The sequence below is a fragment of the Solibacillus sp. FSL W7-1464 genome (assembly GCF_038004425.1).
Taxonomy (GTDB): domain Bacteria; phylum Bacillota; class Bacilli; order Bacillales_A; family Planococcaceae; genus Solibacillus.
In genome coordinates this window covers 701,673-721,263 of record NZ_JBBORC010000001.1, presented here as the reverse complement: position 1 = coordinate 721,263, position 19,591 = coordinate 701,673, and the positions used below count along the sequence as shown (strand labels likewise).

Annotated in this window: 15 protein-coding genes; 7 read left to right on the top strand and 8 right to left on the bottom strand. The window is 37.8% G+C overall.

Annotation, left to right across the window (positions count from 1 at the left end; genetic code table 11):
• Positions 1-115: 115 nt before the first annotated feature.
• On the top strand, positions 116-751 hold the full coding sequence (locus tag MKZ25_RS03385; protein ID WP_340800142.1) for a YigZ family protein: 636 nt from the start codon (positions 116-118) through the stop codon (positions 749-751).
• 140 nt (positions 752-891) lie between these two features.
• On the top strand, positions 892-1,941 hold the full coding sequence (locus MKZ25_RS03380; RefSeq protein ID WP_340800141.1) for an LCP family protein: 1,050 nt from the start codon (positions 892-894) through the stop codon (positions 1,939-1,941).
• Positions 1,942-2,037: 96 nt separating this feature from the next.
• On the opposite strand, the gene MKZ25_RS03375 is transcribed toward MKZ25_RS03380, so the two are convergent.
• Positions 2,038-3,093 carry a glycosyltransferase family 4 protein gene (locus MKZ25_RS03375; protein WP_340800140.1) on the bottom strand — a complete coding sequence of 352 codons (1,056 nt, stop codon included), beginning with the start codon at positions 3,091-3,093 and terminating at the stop codon, positions 2,038-2,040.
• A 351-nt stretch (positions 3,094-3,444) separates the two neighbouring features.
• Here MKZ25_RS03375 and secA2 point away from each other — a divergent pair, with 351 nt between their 5' ends.
• On the top strand, positions 3,445-5,805 hold the full coding sequence (gene secA2 / locus MKZ25_RS03370) for an accessory Sec system translocase SecA2 (RefSeq protein ID WP_340800139.1): 2,361 nt from the start codon (positions 3,445-3,447) through the stop codon (positions 5,803-5,805).
• Between the two features lie 3 nt (positions 5,806-5,808).
• Positions 5,809-6,714 (top strand): accessory Sec system S-layer assembly protein, encoded by a 906-nt coding sequence (locus MKZ25_RS03365; protein WP_340800138.1) that lies wholly within the window; start codon positions 5,809-5,811, stop codon positions 6,712-6,714.
• A gap of 202 nt (positions 6,715-6,916) precedes the next feature.
• Here MKZ25_RS03365 and MKZ25_RS03360 read toward each other — a convergent pair whose 3' ends face one another.
• Entirely contained in the window at positions 6,917-7,465 is a 549-nt protein-coding gene (locus tag MKZ25_RS03360; RefSeq protein ID WP_340800137.1) for a C40 family peptidase, read from the bottom strand.
• 318 nt (positions 7,466-7,783) lie between these two features.
• Entirely contained in the window at positions 7,784-8,752 is a 969-nt protein-coding gene (locus MKZ25_RS03355; protein ID WP_340800136.1) for a C40 family peptidase, read from the bottom strand.
• A gap of 303 nt (positions 8,753-9,055) precedes the next feature.
• On the opposite strand from MKZ25_RS03355, the gene brnQ reads away from it, so the two are divergent.
• Both brnQ and MKZ25_RS03345 read left to right on the top strand, forming a co-directional pair.
• Positions 9,056-10,375, top strand: coding sequence for a branched-chain amino acid transport system II carrier protein (brnQ, locus tag MKZ25_RS03350; protein ID WP_340800135.1), 1,320 nt, complete (start codon positions 9,056-9,058; stop codon positions 10,373-10,375).
• Positions 10,376-10,581: 206 nt separating this feature from the next.
• Positions 10,582-11,952, top strand: a complete 1,371-nt coding sequence (locus MKZ25_RS03345) for a S41 family peptidase (RefSeq protein WP_340800134.1) — start codon at positions 10,582-10,584, stop codon at positions 11,950-11,952.
• 109 nt (positions 11,953-12,061) lie between these two features.
• On the opposite strand, the gene MKZ25_RS03340 is transcribed toward MKZ25_RS03345, so the two are convergent.
• Positions 12,062-12,658 (bottom strand): TetR/AcrR family transcriptional regulator, encoded by a 597-nt coding sequence (locus MKZ25_RS03340; RefSeq protein WP_340800133.1) that lies wholly within the window; start codon positions 12,656-12,658, stop codon positions 12,062-12,064.
• 38 nt (positions 12,659-12,696) lie between these two features.
• Positions 12,697-12,834 (bottom strand): hypothetical protein, encoded by a 138-nt coding sequence (locus MKZ25_RS03335; RefSeq protein WP_340800132.1) that lies wholly within the window; start codon positions 12,832-12,834, stop codon positions 12,697-12,699.
• Between the two features lie 303 nt (positions 12,835-13,137).
• Between MKZ25_RS03335 and MKZ25_RS03330 the strand changes: the two genes are divergently transcribed.
• Entirely contained in the window at positions 13,138-15,144 is a 2,007-nt protein-coding gene (locus tag MKZ25_RS03330) for an S-layer homology domain-containing protein (RefSeq protein ID WP_340800131.1), read from the top strand.
• Positions 15,145-15,342: 198 nt separating this feature from the next.
• Here MKZ25_RS03330 and MKZ25_RS03325 read toward each other — a convergent pair whose 3' ends face one another.
• The 3 genes from MKZ25_RS03325 to MKZ25_RS03315 all read right to left on the bottom strand — a co-directional run bounded on the left by MKZ25_RS03325 (position 15,343) and on the right by MKZ25_RS03315 (position 19,544).
• Positions 15,343-16,272 carry a C40 family peptidase gene (locus MKZ25_RS03325; RefSeq protein WP_340800130.1) on the bottom strand — a complete coding sequence of 310 codons (930 nt, stop codon included), beginning with the start codon at positions 16,270-16,272 and terminating at the stop codon, positions 15,343-15,345.
• A gap of 384 nt (positions 16,273-16,656) precedes the next feature.
• Positions 16,657-17,718, bottom strand: a complete 1,062-nt coding sequence (locus MKZ25_RS03320) for a CAP and S-layer homology domain-containing protein (protein ID WP_340800129.1) — start codon at positions 17,716-17,718, stop codon at positions 16,657-16,659.
• Between the two features lie 50 nt (positions 17,719-17,768).
• Positions 17,769-19,544, bottom strand: a complete 1,776-nt coding sequence (locus MKZ25_RS03315) for an N-acetylmuramoyl-L-alanine amidase (RefSeq protein WP_340800128.1) — start codon at positions 19,542-19,544, stop codon at positions 17,769-17,771.
• Between the last annotated feature and the right edge of the window lie 47 nt (positions 19,545-19,591).

Here is a 19,591-nt window from a genome sequence, read left to right as displayed (position 1 = left end):
TGCTTTGCAACCTACTAATATAGTACATATATATTATATCATGAGTAAATCATTTTTTAAGTTAAATTATAACCACAAATTTGAAATCAAATTGTAATATTAAGGAGAATCGTTAATGAGAAATAACTACATTACAGTAAAAGGTTACGGAGAATCGGAAATCATTCTATCTAAATCACGTTTTTTAACTTATGTAGAACGCGCTGAGACAGAAGAAGAAGCGATTCTCTTTATAGATAAAATAAAAAAACTGCATGCATCGGCAACCCATAACTGCTCCTGCTATATGATCGGGGAGCATGACCAGATCCAAAAAGCGAATGATGACGGGGAACCAAGTGGTACAGCAGGCGTCCCTATGTTAGAAGTTCTAAAAAAACAAGGTTTAAAAGATACGGTTGTTGTCGTCACTCGCTATTTCGGCGGGATTAAACTTGGTGGCGGCGGTTTAATTCGTGCCTATAGCAAAGCCACAACAGAAGGAATCGCCGCTGCACAAGTTGTCGAGCGAAAATTGCATTATTTAATGGAAATTGCGATTGATTATGTGTGGTTGGGGAAAATAGAAAATGAGATACGCGGTTCCCACTACCCTCTACATGATATTCAGTATGCCGAAAATGTAGAAATTTATGTACATGTATTAAAGGAAGAAAAGCAAATTTTTATGGACTGGATGACAGAACTGACAAACGGCCAGGCGGTAATTACACAAAAAGATGCGCTTTTTATCGAATTTTTAAAGGATTAATGTCGAATATACGTCATAAATATATATATTCTCGTCACTTTACGACAATAGTAGATTGTAGTATATTAGATAAGATTCAATACAAACTATAATAAACAATTAAATATAGTAACCTATCCCTAACCTAGAGGAGAATTTTTATGAAAACAAGGCAAAATAAAAAGAAAGGCTCTTCGAAATTCAGGTTGTTTCTTAAAGTTACAACGCTTCTGACTCTTTCTCTTGTAATTTGTGCAACAGCATACGGTGTCTATTTGACAAAGCAAGCCGAACATGCTGCAAACAATGCATTTGAAGAAATCGAGGACCGTAAAATTTCCGAACAAAGAGAAGTAAAAGTTGAGCCGGCAACAGACAATGTATCCATTTTAATTTTAGGTGTCGATGATAGTGAAAAGCGCGATCAAGGTGCAGATAATTCCCGTACAGACGCCCTATTGCTTGCTACTTTAAACAATAAATCGAAAACGGTAAAACTAGTAAGTATCCCACGTGATTCTTATGTATATATTCCACACATCGGTTACAGAGATAAAATCAATCACGCCCATGCGCGCGGTGGCACGCTCGCTACTATTGAAACGGTTGAAGAATTATTCGATATACCAATCGATTACTATGTGCGTCTGAACTTTAATGCCTTCATCGAGATTATCGATGCATTGGGCGGTATTGAAGCCGAAGTTCCGTATGCTATGCTTGAAATGGATGAATTCGACCGTAAAACAATCAACTTAGAACCAGGCTTGCAAACCTTGAACGGACGTGAAGCGCTTGCGTTAGCCCGTACACGTAAGCAAGACAATGACATAGAACGCGGAAAACGCCAACAGGAAATTATTAAAGCGATCGCTACCGAAGCAGCTTCATTTAAATCCATTACTAAATATGATGATCTCCTTTCAGCAGTGAGCGACAATATGAAAACTGATATGAGTTTCACTGAGATGAAATCGTTCTTCAGCTATTTAACAAATGGAATGCCGCGCATCGATACATTAACTTTAGAAGGTTATGATGATATGTCGACCGGTATCTATTACTACAAATTAAATGAAGAAGCACTTGACGAAGTAAGTCATGTTTTACAAAGTCATTTAGGGCTAAGTCCTGAATCAACAAACCTCTCAAGTGCAAGTTCACAAACAGACTCCGCTTATACAACGAAATCTTATTCGGATACAGAATAAAACTGACCAACCTCGCTAATTGCTGTGAGGTTGGTTTTTTTTCATAAAAAAAACAAGCAAATGGAACTAGTCCATTTACTTGTTCAGAAAATCTTTTCATTTGTTAAAAATACGTACTAAGTTGAGCAATGGTTTATAGTTTTTGCCGGCCAGGCCGATAATTTCTACAAAAAGTTCGATTGCCACTAAAATAACAGCAATTAGTAAAATAGCACCCCAAACTTTTGCCATTGAGAATATAACAGCAGCGAGACCAAACATTGCAGCCATCGCATAAATAATCATCACCGTTTGACGATGTGAGAATCCTAAATCCAATAAACGGTGGTGTAAATGTGATTTATCCGGATCTGACCACTTCTTACCGCTGCGTAAACGACGCACAATTGCGAAGAATGTATCGGAAATCGGAACGCCCAGCATAATAACCGGGATAACGAATGAAATAACTGCTACGTTTTTAAAACCTAATAATGCAAGCACGGAAATCATAAATCCTAAAAACAATGCACCTGTATCCCCCATAAAGATTTTTGCCGGGTGGAAGTTGAAGAATAGGAATCCGATTGTTGCAGCAGCCAAAATTGCAGCCAATGCGATAACAATACCATTACCCATAAGCATTGCCATTACTGCTAATGTCATTAAAGCAATTGTTGATACACCTGCAGCTAGTCCATCAAGCCCATCGATTAAGTTAATCGCATTTGTAATACCAACAATCCAAATAATTGTGAATGGAATTCCTAACCAGCCGAATTCCAGTTCTCCACCGAATGGTAAATTAATATTCTCAATTTGGATGCCGCCACCAAATACGACGATGCAGGCAGCAACAATTTGTCCTAATAATTTTGCCTTAGCAGAAATTTCTCGCATATCGTCAATGATACCTGTCACAACAATAATTGTTGCAGCAAGTAAAATCGCATATAAATAATCACTTTGGAAATTCGTCACTAATTTTAATAGTAGAACCCCAATAATAAATGCAGCATATATGGCTAAACCACCTAGTCGCGGCATAATACGAGCGTGCACTTTACGGTAGTTCGGGGCATCTACAGCGCCTAAACGAAACGCTAATCGCTTCACAAGCGGAGTAAGTATGATCGCTGCAATAAATGCTACGATTAAAGACACGTAAATCATGTCTCTCCTCCTTAATTTTTGTAGTATTAAGCATTACAATAAATCACCGATTGGAGATTCATTAAAAACTCTACATTTTTATTCAACATAAGTATAGCATGAACATTTCATAAAATATAGCTCAAATTCCTTCCACTATTTAATTAGCTCACATAATTTTTACATGTATTATTTTTCTAGTAGATTTAAAACCTATCAAATAATTATCATGATAAAAGAGAGGCTCGATCTTTTTATTTATATTTACTCCTATGAATTCCCTTTTGGTCAGTAGTCTTTTTGTGTATTATTTGATAAAATAACGGAGTGTCTACTATATTAAAGTAGCCAATTTCAAAGGAGAGTAAAATAATGTTCTCAATTTTCAAACGCAATAAAGAGCAAACTAGTGCTCGAGAGCTTAAAAGATACTACAAAACTGTAGAGCAAATTAATAACCTCGAAGCAACATATAGTCCAATGTCTGACGAAGAGCTTCGTAATATGACATTTACATTTAAAGAACGTATAGAAAACGGGACACAGCTGGTCGACATTATCCCTGATGCATTTGCTGTTGTTCGCGAAGCTTCTAAACGCGTATTAAACATGCGCCACTTCGATGTACAATTAATAGGCGGTCTTGTACTGACTGAAGGTAACATTGCCGAAATGCCGACTGGTGAAGGTAAAACACTTGTTGCTTCCCTCCCTTCTTATGTTCGTGCATTGGAAGGCAAAGGAGTCCACGTTATTACGGTAAATGATTACCTTGCAAAACGTGACTTCGAATTAATCGGTCAAATCCACCGCTTCCTCGGCTTAACAGTTGGACTGAACGTTCCAATGATGGAGCCTGCCGATAAAATGAAAGCATATAATGCGGATATTACATATGGTGTCGGAACAGAATTCGGTTTCGACTACTTACGTGATAACATGGCACATACAATTGCCGAAAAAGTACAACGTCCGTATCACTTTGCTATTATCGATGAAGTGGATTCCGTATTGATAGACGAAGCGAAAACACCGTTAATCATTGCAGGTAAAATGGGAGCAAATGAAGAACTGCACCGCATTGCCGCAATGCTGGCAAAGCGTTTCAAGGTTGAAGAGGATTATGATTTCGATGATGAAACAAAAGCGACTTCTTTAACAGATCAAGGTATCGAGAAAGTTGAAGCGGCATTCGGTGTCGACAACCTGTACGATTTGGAACACCAAACATTGTACCATTACGTCATTCAGGCAGTACGTGCACACGTTATGTTTGAGAACGATGTTGATTACATCGTACGCGATGACAAAATCGAATTAGTTGATATGTTTACGGGCCGTATTATGGAAGGCCGTTCACTTTCAGACGGCTTACACCAGGCGATTGAAGCGAAAGAAGGCGTGACAATCACTGAGGAAAACAAAGCCCAGGCACAAGTAACAATTCAAAACTATTTCCGTATGTATCCGAAATTATCAGGGATGACAGGTACAGCGAAAACTCAGGAAAAAGAAATTTTAGAAGTTTACGGTATGCGTGTTATTCAAATACCGACAAACCGTCCGCGTCGTCGCCTGGACCAGCCAGATATCGTATTCGAAAAAATCGAGCAAAAGTACGAATATGTGGCACAGGAAGCATTGCGCCGTCACGAAAAAGGACAACCGGTATTGATCGGTACAACATCTATTTTACAATCTGAAAAAGTAGCAAGTTACTTGAAAAAACATGGCCTACAGTTCCAGTTATTAAATGCGAAAACAGTGGAGCAAGAGGTTGAATTAATTTCAGGAGCCGGACAGAAGAACCGTATTACAGTCGCTACAAACATGGCAGGACGCGGTACGGATATCGTACTGGGTGATGGCGTGGAAGAACTTGGCGGTCTATTTGTAATCGGTACTGAAAAGCATGAAAGCCGTCGTGTCGATAACCAGTTGCGTGGTCGTTCCGGCCGTCAAGGTGACGTCGGTGAAACTCGATTTATCCTTTCAATTGAGGATGATATGTTCAAGCGTTTTGCAAAAGATGATGTCGAGAAATTCCGCAAGAAAATGACTACGAACGAACTTGGCCTTATACAAAACAAAGAAGTTACGGAATTGATTGAACGTACACAGCGTATTGTTGAGGGTGCACACTTCTCTATGCGTGAATATAACTTAAAACTGGACGATGTGATTAATGATCAGCGTCGCGTTATCTATGATTTGCGTGATAAAGTATTACGCAATGAAAACCTTCTGGACCACCTAGTAACAATGATGCAGGAAACAGTTGATTTCGCGGTTCGTGAAAACGCCCCGGAAGATAAAGATGTGATTGAGTGGGATTTCGATAAAATGGAACGCACTGTAAACTCTTTATTCTTAACACCTGTTACTGTAAATCGTGAAGAAACAAAGTTGAAAAAGCTTTTAGACACAATGGAACCTTCTGTAAAAGAATTGACGCAAGTTATAAAAGGCTTTGAAGAAAACGAACAGATCATGGGGATCATCCCTCAAGTGATGTTAAGCTTTATCGATCAAATGTGGGTGAAGCATTTAGAACAAATGGCTCACTTGAAAGAAGGTATTGGCTTACGTCATTATCAACAGGAAGACCCAATGCGTATTTACCAACGCGAAGGTTTAGAAATGTTCGGAAAAAACTATCAGGAACTTCGTCGTAAAATTGTAGAAGAACTTGTAACATTCATGAGAAATATAAGGTTGAATACGGAGGAATAGCAGATGGGTTTATTTGATTTATTTAAAAAAGGCGACAAAGTAGGTAAAGACAGTGCGGTTGATTCATCATCAGTCGTGAAAACATCCGGTGATACTTCCAAAAAAGGCGCCAATCGTGATGTTATTACAAAATTATCGTTCCACCCTGAATGGGATGTACCACAAGAACAGAAATATGTATTTAATTTCCTGGCAAATGATTTAGCGCCGTTAAAGCCAAATCAGTTATCATTGTCAGCAATTAATATCGAACCTTCACTTGAAAATGGATCATGGAATGTAAAAGCATTTTTCCGTTCTTCATTATCCGAAGCGATTGAATTAGGCGAAATCGAATTATTAATTTTAGATAAAGACGATAATCGTATCGCTTCACATTACTTTGATTTTAAAGAGCTGGGCGTGATTCCGGCGGAAAGTGCACGACCATGGATTTTCAAATTCCCTGCTGCTTCGATTACAGCAGACGAAGTGCCTGAGGAAGGCTGGAAAATTTCTTTCAACCTCCTTTCCTTGCGCGGTCACCAATTAGACTTGGACGATACGTGGAAGAAACAATTACCGAAAGATCAGCAGGAAAAACTAGCTGAAATCGTGAAAACATTACCGAAGTTAGGAAAAACGGAAGTGAACTTCACAGGACTGCAAGCGAAATTAAACGATGACGGCAGCTTCCATGCATCGATTTTTATCCGTAACGGACATGATAAGGCGATTAACCTAGAGCAATTGCCAATTGAAATTACGGATGCACGCAATGTCCTGGTTGCTAAAGGATCGTTTAAATTGGACCCTGTATTAACAGTACAGCCTAACACGACAAAACCGTGGACATTCATCTTCCCTAAAGAATTAGTAACGGCTGAAGGCGCAGACTTATCTCGCTGGACAGCCCGCGTACCACAATAGATTTTTATATGTACATGCAGCATCCGGGAGTCATTATGGCTCCCGGATGCTGTTTTTTGTTTTTTTAAAGAGAAGTTAGAAGAAAAAACTGCTTTCTGAAATAAATAAAGTAAATTAAAAATCTCCCACCCTAAATAAGGTGAGAGATTGGAGTTTTGAATTTTTTATTTTGCAGTATGTAGTAGTGTATATAAACTATGTATTATTCTGCTTCTGGAGTATTGTCTACATCTGAATCATCAGCAACTGCTACGATTGCTTCTGCTTTAGAGAAGCTTGCAATACGTTTAGCACCTACATATTTTTTACCCCAGTAATATTTGTCGTTGATATTTGTTTTTATAACACCCTTGCTTGTTGAAGCATGGATGAATTTTCCTGAACCAATGTAAATCCCTACATGAGAGATGCGTTTGCCTGATGTATTGAAAAATACTAAATCGCCCGGCTCTAAATCTTCCTTACTAACTTTAGTACCTTGATTGTACATTTCTGAAGATGTACGTTTTAATGATGTAATACCCATTTCTTTAAATACATGACGTACATAGCCTGAACAATCAAAGCCCTTTGCTGAAGTTCCGCCGTAAGAATAGCGAACACCCAAATATTTAGAAGATACTTCTTTTAATTCTTCAATCGAATATGCTGTTTTTGCAGAAGCTTCATTTTCATTCACCGGTACGAAGAAAATAACGAAGGCAGCTGCCAAAACAAGTACGGTATTGCGTAATAATTTCAAGTAATCCATCGTGTTCCTCCAACCAGTCAATTAATTTTCTGATAACTTAACTGATATTAGGTTAACACGAGATTATATTCAATAACATTACAGTTATGTAACAACAAAGTTACATTTACCCGTTATCAAATAGTTTTAAACATTGCCAAAGAACCTATTTTAATTAGGATTTTCAAACTATTAACTACACAATTACCGTTATTAATTGTAATATTAACCAATATTTCAATCTTTTTTTGTAACATTTGTAACATTATCACGAATTTATGTAACAAAAAAAGAACTAAAAAGCGATCTTTCAACATCACTTAATAGTTCTTCATCATTTTACTTTAAATTATTAATGCGTTTATACGCGACAAAGCGCTCTGCCCAATACTTTTCTTGTACATTCGAAATCGTAATCCCTTTTGAGCCTGCATGGATAAATTCATTGTTTCCAATATAGATGCCCATATGTGAGATTGTTGGGATAAATGTATTTTTGAAAAAAACTAAATCGCCCGGCACAGGTTGAGTTACTTTAGTCGTATCTTGCTCGAAATACAAAAGGCTGCTTTTACGGTCCATTTGGATACCAACAGAATTAAATATGTAGTTTACAAATCCGCTACAGTCAAATCCGTCAATTGTCGTTCCACCATATTTATAAGGAGTGCCTATTACTGCGTTAGCCGCTTGAATAGCTTGTGCATAAAGACGCTCTGTTTGCTGCGTAACCTTCCCAGGCATTGCAGACTCCTTCTTCAGCTGTTTTTCAATTGCTTCATCTGCTGTTTGATTAAAAGTGATTTCTGCTTCAACCGTTTTGGCAGTCGGTGCTTCAACTGCTGAATCTTTTGTTGATTTCTGGCTGATTGTCAGTTTTTGGCCAACTTTTATCGCATCGGATTCTAAATTGTTCAGTTGTTTAATACTTGCTACCGATATACTATATTTTTGGGCGATTTTTGTTAAATTATCCCCTTTACTAACAGTATGAGAGATTGTATTTTGCGGGCTTTTGACTTTCTCCTCTACAACTGATGATGCTGTCGCGTTAATCGATTTGCTCACTGTACTTACTGCACTGTTTGCTGGCGCAACAACCAGTTTTTGTGCAATAAAAATGCCGTCTTGTGACAGCTTGTTCCATTTTCGTAGGTCATTAATCGTCGTGTTGTGAGCTTTCGCAATTTTTGTTAACGTATCGCCTTGCTTCACCGTATAGGTAGACGCTGCTTCTGCATCTGGTGCGACAAATAGTGCAAGTGAAAATGCTGCGCCTGTCAGCATTATCTTCCATTTATTACTCAAGATGAAAACTCCCCCACTCTATAAACCTATTTTTACTCTATTTTACATAATTTCCAATAGAATATACAACCCTCTTTTAATAAGAAAATTCATCCACTGGTTCTATATTTTCAATACTATTATATCCGAATATTAATATCACTTACTAGAAGTTCACTAACATTTCATAGACACTGGCTTGACGCAAATTGATTTCAGAAAATATGCTTGTATTTTAATAATTTTATGATAGAATTAGTTCTTGTTAAAAGATTTAAATTTTTAGAAAACTTAGTATTTTCAAATTAAAGGAGTTTAGTCAACATGAATAGCAAGTCAAGTTTTTTCCGTGAGAATATCGCGGTCGGTTTTATGTTATTTGCATTGTTCCTAGGTGCAGGTAATATCATATTTCCACCACAGTTAGGTCAAATGGCGGGGGAAAATATTGTCATATCCATGATCGGATTTCTAATAACAGGAGTCGGGTTGCCTCTATTAGGTATTATTGCCGTCGCAAAAAACGGCGGAGACTTGGAAATATTGGCAGGTCGAATTAATCCATATTTCGGTATAATTTTCACGTCGATTATTTACTTGTCGATTGGACCATTCTTTGCGATTCCTCGAACTGGTGCTGTGTCTTATTCAATCGGTGTGGAACCGTTTTTATCAGAAGCAACACGAGGCAGTTGGGTTCCATTATTTATTACAACACTTATATTTTTCGGAATCACATTCTATTTAGCTTATAACCCGACAAAAATCGTCGACCGTGTCGGTAAAATTTTAACACCTGCTCTTTTAATCGTGATTTGTTTACTTGCAATTAAAGCCGTGGTTACTCCGCTAGGTGAAACTGGCGAAGCGCAGGGACCATATATTAATAACGCTTTCGGTGAATCATTCATTCAAGGTTACTTGACGATGGATGTTCTCGCATCATTAGTATTCGGGATTGTTATTGTTCAATCATTAGTTGGTCGTGGCATAACTGAAAGAGCAAGACAAGTAAAAATTACAATTTTCGCAGGTATTGTTGCTGCAATCGGTTTAGCATTTGTCTATGTATCATTAGGTTATATTGGTGTCACAAGTACATCGGCAATCGGTTTCCATGATGATGGCGGCACAATTATTTCTTTGGCATCACAGCAACTGTATGGACAAGCCGGTAAGATCATATTATCAGCGGTTATCATTTTAGCTTGTTTAACTACATCTGTAGGTTTATTATCTGCAAACGCAACATTCTTCCATAAGATTTTCCCAAAGGTTTCTTACCAAGTGTACTTAGTCATTTTCGCACTATTCAGCTTCGGAGTATCAAACTTTGGTTTATCGGATTTAATTAATCTATCATTACCTGTTTTAGTAGCAATTTATCCGTTCGCAATCGTACTTATGATTTTTGCACTATTCGGAAATCTTTTCAATCATGCACCTAGTGTATATGGTATGGCTTTAATTTTCACAGGTATTGTCGCTATCTATGACGGGATTAAACAAGCCGGATTTGAAATAGAAGCATATGATAACTTCTTATCAATCTTCCCGTTTTATGAGCAAGGGATCGCATGGGTTGTCCCTGCATTAGTCGGTGGTGTCATCGGCTACATCATGTATATAGCAAAACGAAAATAAGTTCATCTACTATTGAATGAAGATAAATAGGGTAAGTTATAAGTGTAAAAACTTGTAACTTACCCTCTTTTATTGACTAATGATAGCTTAAAATATTTTTTACCCTGCCAATGAATCCGTGGAGTTTTCATGCTAAAATATGGTAATAACACTTTCATGGAATTACGTATTACATTATAGAAAAATAAAATTACCGAGGTGGACTCATGCTAAAAAAACAGTTGTCAGCAATGCTGTTTTTCATCATGTGCCTGACTGTCCCTTTGACGGTACTAGGTGCTCCTTTAGATGAAGCAAAACAGATTATTAAGGAAAACTATGTAGGAAATATTAACGGTGATATTAACCGTGCAACAAGCATTGAACAACTGGCAGAAATGCTAGATCCGTACTCAGATTACTTTACGCCGGAAGAGTTCGATGAGTTTCTTAATGGTGTCGACCTAACCACTGTTGGTATCGGCGTTGTCATCGAAAAGGTTGAGAGCGGTATTCAAATTTCCGAGCTGATCGATGGGGGCAACGCAAAAAATGCCGGCCTGAAAGTTGGCGACATCATCACAAAAATTGATGGAAAACCGGTTGCAGGGCTGACAATCGATCAAGCTTCTTCACTTATAAAAGGGGCAGAAAATACAACGGTTTCTTTAACAATTTCACGTGAAGACGGCACAATTTCAACAAAAAAATTAACACGTAAAGCTTTCTCGCTTCCGAATGTGGAAACAAAGCTCTTATACGGTAATACGGGCTATATTTCATTGAATTCTTTTTCAAATGACACGGCGAGCCTCGTTTCAAAAGCAATTCGTGATTTGAAAAATAAAGGGGCCAAGTCATTTATTTTCGATTTGCAAAATAACGGGGGCGGCTATGTAACCGCAGCAGAACAGCTTATCGGTATGTTCCCGAAAGCTACCTATGCCTACAAGCTGAAGGAAGCCTCGGGGACATCTATAGTACGTTCGATAAAACAGTCGACAACATTCCCCGGAAATACAAAAATGCTTGTAAATAGATATAGCGCCAGTTCATCTGAAATGACTGCAGCGGCACTTGCCGATCAAAAAGCAGTCACGCTTTACGGGGAAACAACATATGGTAAAGGCTCGATGCAGGCATTTTATGAGCTGGAAGATGGCAGCTTTCTAAAATTAACGGTCGGCCATTTTTATGGTCCACATGGTACGAAGATAAATGAAGTTGGGGTTAAACCACATGTAAAGACGTTAAGTAATCCCCTCTTCCAAGCACATTACGATACAATTACGGCAGGCTTGAAAAATTACAAAGAAATGACTGCTCTAAAAAATGTACCATTGAATAAAACGTTTACGGTAAAGTTTTCGAACGAGCTTACCAGTTCCATCCGCACGTCTGAAATTGAATTAATTGAGCTAGGCGGAAACGCCATTGAAACAACTTTTAAACAGACTGGTCATCAATTATTTGTCACACCAAAGCAAGCGTTAACAGCTGGAAAAGAATATGCACTAATCGTTCATCCAAAGGTCCAATCAGCAAATGGGAAAACATTGAATACCGGCGTCTATCTATACGTAACCCCTAAAGAATAATACTATTTACTTTCAATTTCACATGGGTAAACTTGTCACGGAATTGATGCTGTAAATAAAGAGACGACCGGCAATGTCATCCGTTGCCGACCGTCTCTTTTTATGTAATTTATTGGGGAACTAAAACACGTTCCGGTGCAAAATAAATCATGCAAATGTCTTGCGCCAACTTTTCTGAAGTAGATTTATTTGTTAATAAATTCGTTAATGTTAAACGTTCCAAAGAACCAACTAAGCTCTCCGCAAGTACTGTAGCTTCAACATATTTCACTACAGGGTAATCCTCCAAATTTTTATTAATAAGTTGAACTATTCTGGATACAAGCATTTCCTTCACTACCGTTGATTGCTCCGAATCGTAAAATCCGATTTTTGTTAAATGCGGGTTCTCTAAAAAATAATCAAAAATTCGCTTAAGGTTTTCTTGAATGAATTGATTCCCCTGTTGTGCATCTACATTCTCGTATGAGACATTGGTGAATATTTCAACTAAATCGGTTTGGAATTTTTCATTTAGATCATGAAATAATGATTCTTTGCTCTGAAAATATAAATAAAAAGTTGGCTGTGTTAAACTAGCCGCTTTTACGATATCGCTAATTTTTGTTTGATGATAGCCATGCTTTGAAAATAACTCAATCGCTTTTTTCAACAGTAGTTTTTTGCTTTTCTCTCCACAAGAATTTACTCGACGTCCTCTTGCCATACTTCTCCACCCTATCTCTATTTTAGATGTTTAGTACTTTAATCAATTACGCCTCGGCGTAATTGGATCCAGATTTCCAAAATCCCACCGAACGTAGCTAGTGAGCCATTGCCAGCTGGCACAACACGTTTCGGCTTGATTTCCTCTTTAGGAATTCTCTTTGAAATCTGTGACATCCGCCGCCAGAGACCTTATCCTCATTCAGTAAATAGTTTTGACTGAATAAAGATAATATTTTCCAATTAATTCACACCATTATATATTATAATTATACCAAAATAAAGGTTTCTGTTATAAAAATAACATTTTCCCACATTATTAGCAGTTCGATTATTTTATTCATAAGTAATTTAAATTCTGTAATTGGAAAAATCGCTGTATTTCTAACAACTATTATGCCAAATCTATGAAATAGTACACATTTCTTCTATTATTTAGCTGCATTACTTGCTAGAATAATAAAGGAGGAGAGTGAAAATATGATAAAAAAAATGATGGTCCTTACATTTACTTTAGTAATGGCATTATTAATTACTACGCAAACAACGTCTTACGCCAATGATTTAAAGAACCACCCTCTATCACATGGGGTTTTATATTGGTCTGATTTAGATGTTATTCGCCCAGATGCAAATGGGAATTTCCATCCAGACCGGGCTATTACACGTGGCGAATTTGCTTCGTATTTAACACGTGCATTAAATTTACCACCTTCAACTACAGTTACATTTAAAGATTTAAAAGCAACTGGCGAAAGCACAAATGAAATTCAGGCAGCTGCACAAGCCGGGATCATCGGTGGTTATCCAGATGGTACTTTCCGTCCTAATGACCGCATCACACGCGAGCAAATGGCTGCCATGCTGCAACGAACGCTTGTGTATGCAAAGGTTCCTCTAAACGGGGCACCATTAACATTCAAGGATAACAATAAAATTCGTAATGAATTTAAAGTTTCAGTTGCAGCGAATGTTTACTACAACATCATTGCCGGTTCCTTAACTGCGAAGGGGATTTATTTTGAACCAAAAAACCCTGCAACAATCGCACAAGCCGCAGCCTTTTTATATCGTATGCAAACAACGATTGATACATATAGCTTGGATGGGTCAGATGAAAATGAAACTCCGACTCCTACACCCGACTTATCAAGTTATTATGTTGGTAAAATTTCAAATGGAGTTATCACAAAAAACCCAACGATTTATATGACATATGATCAAGCTGAAAAAGCGAAAAATGCCGCTTCACTTAATCTGATTTTTAAAGGCGATAAAATTATTCAAATGCCAAGCGGGATTGCATCCGCTGCAGATACACCTGGTAATACCGTTACAATTTATTCAGATTCCAACTTTAGAACGGCCCTTACTTATGCCTCTGAAGGCAGTGAGTTTAAATACTATTCTAGTAACGATAAATATGCGATAGTACGCTTGGCCGATACGAAAGGCTATGCAAAAATCGAAGAAGTGACCCTTACCCCTTCCAGTCTTGTGACAGGGCAAAACTATTATTATGTAGCGGGCGGTTTTTTAACACATAAAGTATTCAATCACATTACGCAAAAATATGTAGGGGATTATGTTATCGGCGCTGCTCCATCCTTTATGAAATCTGGTGTGAACTATTACAGCCAAGATGGAGTGAATTTTTACAGCGACTTTTTATTAACAACAAAAGCAGGAACGTACTATTCTTATTTCCAATTTGCTTCTGTCCGTCAGCCATCCAACTATACAGCTGAAGAATTAGATTCAATTATTATGACAATGTTAGAGGAACGTCAGGCAACAGGTTTATCTCGTTATGCGAAAGCTACAACAGAATCACGTTTAATCGGTATGGGAAAACTGTTAAAGCAAGTAGAAGCTTCTCATCATGTAAATGCGCTCTTTATTTTAGCAGCAGCGATGCATGAAGGGGATTACGGTATTAGCGCAAATGCTTTACAGAAAAATAATATTTTTGGCATTCGCGTCTATGATTCTAACACGGCATTAGGGACAGCATTTGCATCTCGTGATGATAGTGTTTTAGCATTCCTAAACTTATATGTAAACTTAAACTATGTGCCACAAACAGGCGGTTATGCTAAAGGAGCGGCACCGGGAAATAAAACTTCCGGATTGAACGTACACTATGCATCAGATCCATTCTGGGGCAGTAAAATCGCCGGGCATATGTACCGTCTTGATAGCCGATTCGGTATGAAAGATTACAAACGCGCTGAGTTAGCATTTGTCATTGATAACGGCGGTATTGTCAATGCACGTACCGATGCAACAGCAGCTTCAGCAAAAGCATTTACGTACAAAGCCAAAAATGTCGGTGAGACAAAATCGTTCGGCTATCCTGTAGTTATCGTGGACCAAACTTCGGCTTCTGACGGGTATGTGTGGTACAAACTTTTATCAGACGCAAATCCACCAAGCCAATATGTTTGGGTACGCTCAGACTTAGTAACGAAATTTACAGCAAATTAAATGAAAGCAGGAGCTGTCCGGATACGGAAAACAGCTCCTGCTTTTTTTTAAGTTATAGAATAAATATTTTTATAGATGTTTTAACCAATAAAAATCCCCTATAAGATGGCCTTTTTAAAATGCCTATCCTATAGGGTAACGTTTAAATTCTATTAAATGTGCAATTCTATTGTCCATTTATTATATATATTAAAGTAATTAGTTTTGAGCTCTGTCAATAAATGCACTTAAATCAACAAGTTTTACATAGTTATTAGTTCCAAATAAACCATCACCAATACCGCTAGTAATACCATTCGATGCTAAAATGGAAATATCGTTATGTGCCCAGTGTGATGATGGAACATCGTTGAATGGGGCTACTGCTGCTTGTTGTTGTAAATTAAATGCAGTTGTTAAAACTTTAGCCATTTCTGCACGTGTTAATGGAGAACCAGGATTGAACTTCCCGTTTTCATCTCCTTCAAATACACCAATTTCATTTAAAGCCTTTGCAGCTCCAGCATATTTCGCAGTTGATTTTACGTCAGGAAACGGTGTGTCCGTAACTGTTGTATCCAAACCTAAAGCATCTGCTAACTGAATTGCCACTTCACCGCGTGAAGCATATACTGAAAAATCGATTGCTGCTTCTTTTACTTCTGCATTATTAACCGATGCCACTACTTGATTTGAGTTGAAGTTGGCAATGCGTTTTGCTCCAACATATTTCTTTGCCCAATAAGATGAATTTAAGTTAGCTGTTGTAACTCCAGTACTTGTCCCAGCATGAATAAACTTGCTGCCGCCCAATGAAATTCCAACATGTGAAACCCCGCCAGTCGTATTAAAGAAGACTAGATCGCCTTCTTGTAAATCTGCTTTAGCAATAGATGTACCCTGCTTGTATTGAGCCGCTGCTGTACGGTTCAAGCTATAGCCAAGTTGTTTAAACACTAATTTTGTATACCCTGAACAATCAAGTCCACGTGCAGATGTACCTCCATAGACATATGGTACACCAATATATTTAGACGCTGTTGCTGTTAAATTTGAAACGGATGCTGCTTCTGCTGTATATGTATCCGTCGTTACGCCTGTAAAGATCATGAAAGACGCAAAAATCGGCAATAAAAATCTCTTCTTCACTTGAATAGAAACTCCCTTCAAAATAGGCCTTGCTCTTAAATCCATTATCCCTTTGCGCATTTGCGTCCAAATTTATGTATAATTAAAATCCGTGACAGTTCGCCGGGGCTAATTTCTTTGCGTGAATCTTTAAAAGATCCGCTAATAAAGCTGAAACAAAAATATAAAAATGATTTTTTTATGTTTCTTTAACCTATAAATAGGGTACCATAAAGTAATGTCCTGTGATTTTTCACTTGTGTAACAGTTAAATGATTCTATTAAATAAATAAAACGCTAGAATTCTGCTTTTAAACAGAATTTTAGCGTTTTATCGACAATTAATTATCATTTCACTTCACATGCGTAATATGTTTGTAATATTAATCACTAATATTTTCCAAACTATTTCCTTGCGAAATGTTGAACAATGTAAAACTTTCCATTTTTTGCCTTCTCGAATCCGATTCCCATATATGCATGCTTAGCATCCAATATATTTTCTCGATGTTTTGGTGATGCCATCCAAGCATTGACTACCTCTTCTGTTCCTATAAAATTCCGGGCAATATTTTCCGCAAAACTCACATATTCATAACCAAATAATGTAGCCAAATCCCACGGGTACCCATAAACAGGAGAATAATGTTCAAAATAATTGTGCTTCACCATATCCTTTGCTTTAATAATCGCAAGTTGTGTTAAGAATGGATCGAGTTCCACCGGCTGTAAATCTTTTTTTGTCCGAATTTCATTTACGAGTTCTAAAATCTTTTTTTCTTCACCCTTATGAGTATTTACCGTTGAAATATAATCCTTTTGTAAAAGATCATAAGCCTGTTCAAAAGAGTCAATTTGATTTTTAAAAGCCATCCCTCTCTTGGTTAACAAAGCAATCTGGGCACGCGTTACATCCTGGTTGGGCGCAAACTCCTTGGCGGTCACACCCTTTACAATATTCGCATCTGCCAAAGATTCAATATAATTTTTTGCCCAAAAGTCTTGTTGTAGATCATGGAATTTAGATTTATTCCGATTGTCTACTTCCACCCCATATGCCAAAGCAATCATTTTGGAAATTTCAGAGCGTTTTAAAGGCGCATTCGGGTAAAAATTTGGGCCATCCTCCAAAACACCCATTTCCGTTAATTTTGCGATTGCCGCATAATATGGATGATTTTCTGGTACATCTATAAATTCCGGACGTTTCGTTGATACCAACTTTATCCCCATTGTCCGTGCCATAATAACTGCCGCTTCTCCACGTGTCGTTGGCTGATTCGGCTTAAATTTGCCATCTTCATAACCCTTCATATACCCTTTACTTGCATAATCATATATCGTTGTGGCTGCCCAATGTGTTTTAGGGACATCCGTAAACAACGGAGCTGCCATAACTTTTGTTAGTGAAGAAACAGGGAGCATGAGGGCGGCGACTGTTACACCTGCTAGCAATAATCGTTTCATGCACCATCTCTCCTAATCAAGAAAACTTACTAAAAACAAATGATCGTTTACTAGTTTTGTGCATAATATTCCACAATGCCGTTGTAAATCGATTGAGCATAGAGTTCAATATAGCCATCATCTAATAATTTTGCCCGATCTTCTGCATTACTTACAAATCCCAGCTCAACTAAAACTGCCGGTATCGTCAAGCCTTTAATTACTTTGAAATCTTGACGTTTAACCCCACGATTATTCATATCTGCATTTTTTACAATTTGGTTATTAATATTTGTAGCAAGGATCAGATCTTCTTTCTCATTGTCATTTGACGTAATACTATAAAACGTTTCTGTACCTTTTGGTGATGTATTCACTGAAGAATTTGCATGGATACTAATGAACATCTCCCCATAGTTGTTCGATGTATAACGGACACGATCATCTAATGAAGGGTATGTATCCCCTGCACGTGTTACAAGTACTTTGGCACCATCTGCACCAAGCTTTTGTTTCACTAATTGCGTTACTTTATAAACAATTTCTTTCTCAATGGCTTTTCCGCTTACTGCGCCGGGATCTTTTCCACCATGCCCTGCATCCAGAACGATAATACGATTTTTCACTGGATTGGCTGACGTATTTTTCAAACGTAAATAACGTTTGTCCACATAACCTACTGTACCTTTATATGAAACTTCTACCCAGTAGCCGTTAATTGACAACACATCAACCGCTGTCCCACGATTTACTTTTAAAAGCGACTTCGAGCTGGCTGAATTCTTTTCACGAATATTTAAGTTATTTACCGTTACAATACCGACTGTCGAAGCTGGTGCTGCCGGTTTTTCAATAACAGGAGGTTGCTCTGCCGGCTTTTCTGTTTCTGCAGGCGGTGCAGGTTGCTCTGCTGGTTTTTCAACCTCAGGCGTTGGTACTTCTTGATTTTCGGTAGCACTCTTCGTATATTCCTTTGCTACAAAAGCAAATTGTCCATTATAGGCAACTTTCAGCCAATAGCCCTGATCTTCGAATACCGGAAGCTCCTTACCTGTATTCAGCTTACCTAAAATATTAGTTTGACTTTCACTCTTTGCTGTTGATCGAACGTTTAACCCGTCGACGGCTACGATAACTTTATCAATGGCTTCCGCTTCATTTGGCTTTACTGCTGCAGCCGGTTGTTCCGGTAAAGCTAAACGGTATTTCCCCGAAATTGCACGTGCAACAAACGAAGAAAACTGTGATCGTGTTACAGGACTCTTTGCACTATATGTAACTTTACTTCCGGCAACTGTTCCATTTGTAATCCCGTTATAGTAGATAGCGGAAATATATTTATAGTAGGGATCCGTTTTTGCTACATCGGAAAATGGTAGCGGTAAGTTCGCTGTTTTTTCAACATCTAAATTAAATGCCTTTGATAGAACAACGCTCATTTCATTACGTGTCAGCGCAGTTTTCGGTTGGAATTCTCCTTTAGAATATTCACTCATATATCCTAAAGCGACTGCTCTTTCCACATATCCAGACAATGTTGCATTTGTTTTCAAATCAATATCTGAAAACGATGATTTTTGCACAACTAATGGCGTTTTTTTCATGGCGATGACAACCATTTTTGCTGCTTGTCCGCGTGTAATTTGCTCATTTGCTTTAAATACACGCTTCCCATTTTCCATTGAACCCTCCAACACGCCAAGCTCAACAAGATACATGATTTCTTCATATTGCGGATGCGAGGAAGAAAGATCCTTAAAGGAAATTGTTGCTGCTTGTGTGCTTTGTACTGTTAAAAACGAGAAGAGAAATACTGCTACTAGTATGCTGATTTTTTTTATAAACACGTTCTAATCCTCCTTCAGCCTTCATATGCTTCATTTTAGCAAAAATG